We start from the raw sequence: 4,534 nt of genomic DNA, 5'->3' as shown, positions 1-4,534 counted from the left end.
CGCAGAGCCGATGGTACTTGGACCGCAGGGTCCTGGGAGAGTAGGTCGCCGCTAGGCGTGATGAGACTCAGATCTGAGAGATCTGGGTCTTTTTCTATTTGTATGTGAAAAGGGAATAGAAGAGGTGCCGCGTTCGAAGCGGAAGCGAAGGTATGGTACTTGGACCGCAGGGTCCTGGGAGAGTAGGTCGCCGCTAGGCGTGATGAGACCCGATCTGAAGGATCTGGGTCTTTTTCTTTTTTGTATGTGAAAAGGAAATAGAAGAGGTACAGTGTTTGAAACGGAGCGGAGAGTCACCGGAGCGAAAGTGGAGAGGTGGTATTTGAATCGTGGCGTTTTGGAAGAGTAAGACGTTGTGAGGCAAGATGAGACCCGATCTGGAGATCTGGGTCTTTAGCGGCGCGAAGAACCACTAGAGTGAAAGTGGAGGTCTGATACTTGGGAGTGTGGCGGTTTGGGAGAGGAAGATGCTGCGGGCGAAATGAGACTTGATCTGAGATTGGGTCTTTTTTTATATACATGGTAAGAAGCTGATGAGGACGTATAAAAGCAGGTGGAGAATTGTCAGGGGAGCGGTTGTGGACTTTGAGGGATGGTAGCCATCCTGCGGATGAAGACTTGTCTAATTGATTTTAAAGGGGAAGTGGGAGCATGGCGAGTGAGTAGAGAGGAAGCAACAAGGAGCTGAGACAAAAATGTGATAAAGTCGCTAGGCGAAATACGAGCTAAACTGATCTTGTGTCCAAGAGATAGAGAAAGGCTGCTCTAATTGAATGAGAAAAGAGTGGTTGAGGACTTACCTGGCACAGTTCAAAAGTTGCAGGTTCAAAAGAGCTACAGCTAGAGAAGCGTAGATCAGAGCATAAAATTGGCGCATCACGCGTCGTGTCGAGGTAGACGCTATGATCGCCCTGAGACAGAATGATCTGATCAAGTCGAAGGGCAAAATAGTTGAGTAGAAGAGCTAGGGTGTAGCTGATGAACTTGAAGTAACGACGGACTTTGACTGCCGGTAAGAAATATTGAATCTTACGTGAGAGAAAGGAATCTGCCCAACAAGACCAGAGCTGCAAACTGATTTGAGGGTCGCTTTGCCGATCAAGTGCTTTTCTATACTAGGGAAAAGGGGATGAGCGCGTAGAAGACGGGACGAGGAATCCCACCGAGCTGGTCATTGAATATGATCTGATTGGCGGCGTGCATCATACATAGTTCGTATACTCGCTCGACATGTCTGATCGAAGGCAGCGCAAAATCAGTAGCTGTTGTTGCGGGATAGAGCAATGACTGGATGGGTGAAGAGAGGCTGATGGTCGGTCTTAAAAGCCCTAGAGTGGTTGTCTAGGCTCCGATTCGCAACAGATCGGTGAGGTGAGCTAGCGCAGGGAATTCAAGAGGAGAAAGCGGGCATAGGACAGTTGGTGAAGTAGGGGCGAAGAGTCTATCTGCTCACAGAGAATGGATCCATGTAATGCAAAGAAAACGGACTTATGGACAGGAAACGATGGTAAAGCGGACAAGTAGAATACAGAGAAAAACAGCTATTTTAATAAAAAGAAACCGCTCTGGGAATCATAAATCGCTAGAATCGGATTTTTTGTAGCAAAAAGGTATTGATATTGTTGTCGAAGCGTGATATTATAGCATCTGTCGCCGTTGATGGACGACATGAAAACGCGGAGAGATGTCCGAGTCCGGTCGAAGGAGCACGATTGGAAATCGTGTAGGCGGGAAACCGTCTCGGGGGTTCGAATCCCCCTCTCTCCGCCATTACTGTGGCGGTGTAGCTCAGCTGGCTAGAGCATTCGGTTCATACCCGGGGGGTCGGGGGTTCAAGTCCCTCCGCCGCTACCAGTTTCGGAGAGATACCAAAGTGGCCAAATGGGGCGGACTGTAAATCCGTTGCGAAAGCTTCGAAGGTTCGAATCCTTCTCTCTCCACCATTTCTGTTTGAAACAAATGAATGTAGGGGCATAGTTCAGTTGGTAGAACGTCGGTCTCCAAAACCGAATGTCGTGGGTTCAAGTCCTGCTGCCCCTGCCAAATAATATTGCAAGTAATGGCGGCCGTGGCGAAGTGGTTAACGCACCAGATTGTGGCTCTGGCACTCGTGGGTTCGATTCCCATCGGTCGCCCCAAGATTGGGGAGTCGCCAAGCGGTAAGGCAACGGACTTTGACTCCGTCATGCGAAGGTTCGATCCCTTCCTCCCCAGCCAGTTTTCATGAGCCATTAGCTCAGTTGGTAGAGCAACTGACTTTTAATCAGTGGGTCGAAGGTTCAAGTCCTTCATGGCTCACCACTTTTGGGGGTATAGCTCAGTTGGTAGAGCACCTGCCTTGCAAGCAGGGGGTCAGCGGTTCGAATCCGCTTATCTCCACCAAGATTCCTCGATAGCTCAGTTGGTAGAGCGCCCGACTGTTAATCGGATGGTCACAGGTTCGAGTCCTGTTCGGGGAGCCAGCAAGGCCCGTTGGAGAAGCGGCTTAACTCACCGCCCTTTCAAGGCGGCATTCACGGGTTCGAATCCCGTACGGGTCACCATGTTTTTTAAGGAAGGCTGACAAAAAGCGAGAGGTCCTCTCGCAACGTTAGCACTAGCACTTTGGAGGTTTAGCTCAGCTGGGAGAGCATCTGCCTTACAAGCAGAGGGTCGGCGGTTCGATCCCGTCAACCTCCACCATTTTTCAACCTTAATATTGTCGCGGGGTGGAGCAGTTGGCAGCTCGTCGGGCTCATAACCCGAAGGTCGCAGGTTCGAGTCCTGTCCCCGCAACCAACCTGGAGCTGTGGTGTAGAGGCCTAACATGCCTGCCTGTCACGCAGGAGACCGCGGGTTCGAATCCCGTCAGCTCCGCCATTTTTTGCGGGTGTAGTTCAATGGTAGAACTCCAGCCTTCCAAGCTGGTCGCGTGGGTTCGATTCCCATCACCCGCTCCATATTTGGGCCCATAGCTCAGTTGGCTAGAGCGCACGACTGATAATCGTGAGGTCGGAAGTTCGAATCTTCTTGGGCCCACCAGATATGTCTAGTGATAATGTCGTGGAGGTCACACCTGTTCCCATCCCGAACACAGAAGTTAAGCTCCACAGAGCCGATGGTACTTGGACCGCAGGGTCCTGGGAGAGTAGGTCGTCGCTAGGCGACAAAGACCCGATCAATCAGATCGGGTCTTTTTGTATGTAAAAAAAGTAGAACAGATGTCGCGTTCTAGGTGGTGTGGAGGACCCCCGGAGTGGAGTGGAAGGGAAGGTCAGGTACTTGAGCCGCAGTGTTTTGGAAGAGGACATCCCTGATAAGGATGATGAGACCTGATTCGTTGAATCAAGTCTTTGGCACGCAAAGAAGGTGAAAATGAGGACGCGTTCGAAGCGGAGCGATGAATCGCTGGAGCGAAAGGGAGGGGGCCACAGTGTTTTGGGGGGAGTGTGCCGCTGCTGGGCAGGATGAGATCCGAATTAATGAATCGGTTTTTTGTGTAAAAAGAAATTAGAAGAAACGCTGTGCTCGAAAAGGAGTGGGGAGCCAACGTCACGGCAGAAATCCCTAACTCAGTAGTTGCGGTGACGAGCTGTGCATGTGTACTGAAGTAAGGGTGCGATCGAAGCGTAAATGTGGTCAGGCGAAAGCAATCAGAGAGGAATGGCCCATTGGCGGAAGTAATCGCGATCCGGTTCGATGGGGCAAGGGGCTTTCGTGTGAAAGACACGTGCTATCAACTGAATCGAATTCAGGGGAAGGAACAACTTCTTATCTATGGGCCTGCAATAAAATCTGGTGTGCCAGAATGGCGATATTTCGGGTTTCTGAACAGACGCTGATGATCCTGAACATAACTTACAACAAGTGTGATATGAAAGATCTGTGTGACTACCAAAATAACGCCTATGCGATCTGCCAATAGTGCTGTAGTGGAAGTCGGAAACGTACAACCATGTGTGACCACTTTAACTACATGCGGGGTAGCTAGGAATGGATCTAAACATACTCCCGATGCAGCAGTCTGTAGAACACAGTGCAAAGCCGCAGGAAAATGATTCTCCAAAGTGACGATGGAATCGGAAATGAGAATTAGGGCTCCCACCCAAAAACGATTAGTGGTTGTTGTGCGCAACTACTGTGACCAACAGAATTTTTGTTCATCCATTTTTGTTTGAATTACTATCTCGTGGCAGATGTGAAGTGCGCTGTGATTGACAAATTGCGATCCGCTTCATGAAATAGGGTGAGCAGAATCGTTCAAGAGTATAAATGTGAAGGTCAGGAGCTTGGTTTGGTGAAAGATGCAATCCACATGTGGATTTTGGGTAGAATATGAGAGTAAGAGAACAAGAAAATGAGATTGGATGCGGCAATATCACGCAATGACTATTTTTGTTCTGGAATTTGGAAATATGCCAGAAAGCAAGGTTGTGACAAGCTGCTGAACCGTGATAAGATAGCTCTTGTCGCCGCGAGAGAGCGGCAGACGCGAAAGAGCAAAACGATTGATCCTTGAAAACTAAACGAGTGTTACGAAGAGAGATGCGAGTCA

The 4,534-nt window shown here is 49.6% G+C and carries 15 tRNA genes and 1 rRNA gene; all 16 read left to right on the top strand.

From position 1 onward, the window contains the following. The first annotated feature begins 1,678 nt into the window (after positions 1-1,678). Positions 1,679-1,770: transfer RNA gene (locus ACFSOY_RS05180), tRNA-Ser, on the top strand. Positions 1,771-1,777: 7 nt separating this feature from the next. After that, positions 1,778-1,854, top strand: a tRNA-Met gene (locus tag ACFSOY_RS05175). Between the two features lie 5 nt (positions 1,855-1,859). Beyond that, positions 1,860-1,943, top strand: a tRNA-Tyr gene (locus tag ACFSOY_RS05170). 24 nt (positions 1,944-1,967) lie between these two features. Continuing rightward, positions 1,968-2,043 (top strand) — tRNA-Trp (locus ACFSOY_RS05165). Between the two features lie 19 nt (positions 2,044-2,062). Continuing rightward, a tRNA-His gene (locus ACFSOY_RS05160) sits at positions 2,063-2,138 on the top strand. A gap of 4 nt (positions 2,139-2,142) precedes the next feature. Then, positions 2,143-2,217, top strand: a tRNA-Gln gene (locus ACFSOY_RS05155). An 8-nt stretch (positions 2,218-2,225) separates the two neighbouring features. Next, a tRNA-Lys gene (locus ACFSOY_RS05150) sits at positions 2,226-2,301 on the top strand. A 5-nt stretch (positions 2,302-2,306) separates the two neighbouring features. Continuing rightward, a tRNA-Ala gene (locus tag ACFSOY_RS05145) sits at positions 2,307-2,382 on the top strand. A 4-nt stretch (positions 2,383-2,386) separates the two neighbouring features. Beyond that, positions 2,387-2,462: transfer RNA gene (locus tag ACFSOY_RS05140), tRNA-Asn, on the top strand. Positions 2,463-2,466: 4 nt separating this feature from the next. Then, positions 2,467-2,543 (top strand) — tRNA-Glu (locus ACFSOY_RS05135). 63 nt (positions 2,544-2,606) lie between these two features. Further along, positions 2,607-2,682, top strand: a tRNA-Val gene (locus ACFSOY_RS05130). Positions 2,683-2,702: 20 nt separating this feature from the next. Next, a tRNA-Met gene (locus ACFSOY_RS05125) sits at positions 2,703-2,778 on the top strand. A gap of 4 nt (positions 2,779-2,782) precedes the next feature. Further along, positions 2,783-2,859, top strand: a tRNA-Asp gene (locus tag ACFSOY_RS05120). A gap of 6 nt (positions 2,860-2,865) precedes the next feature. Beyond that, positions 2,866-2,939, top strand: a tRNA-Gly gene (locus ACFSOY_RS05115). Positions 2,940-2,944: 5 nt separating this feature from the next. Continuing rightward, positions 2,945-3,021 (top strand) — tRNA-Ile (locus ACFSOY_RS05110). Between the two features lie 6 nt (positions 3,022-3,027). Beyond that, a 5S ribosomal RNA gene (gene rrf, locus ACFSOY_RS05105) occupies positions 3,028-3,144 on the top strand. Positions 3,145-4,534: the final 1,390 nt, after the last annotated feature.

Origin of the sequence: Tumebacillus lipolyticus (assembly GCF_042682745.1) — a bacterium.
Taxonomy (GTDB): Bacteria; Bacillota; Bacilli; order Tumebacillales; family Tumebacillaceae; genus Tumebacillus_A; species Tumebacillus_A lipolyticus.
This window is presented reverse-complemented; position numbering and strand designations above follow the sequence as displayed.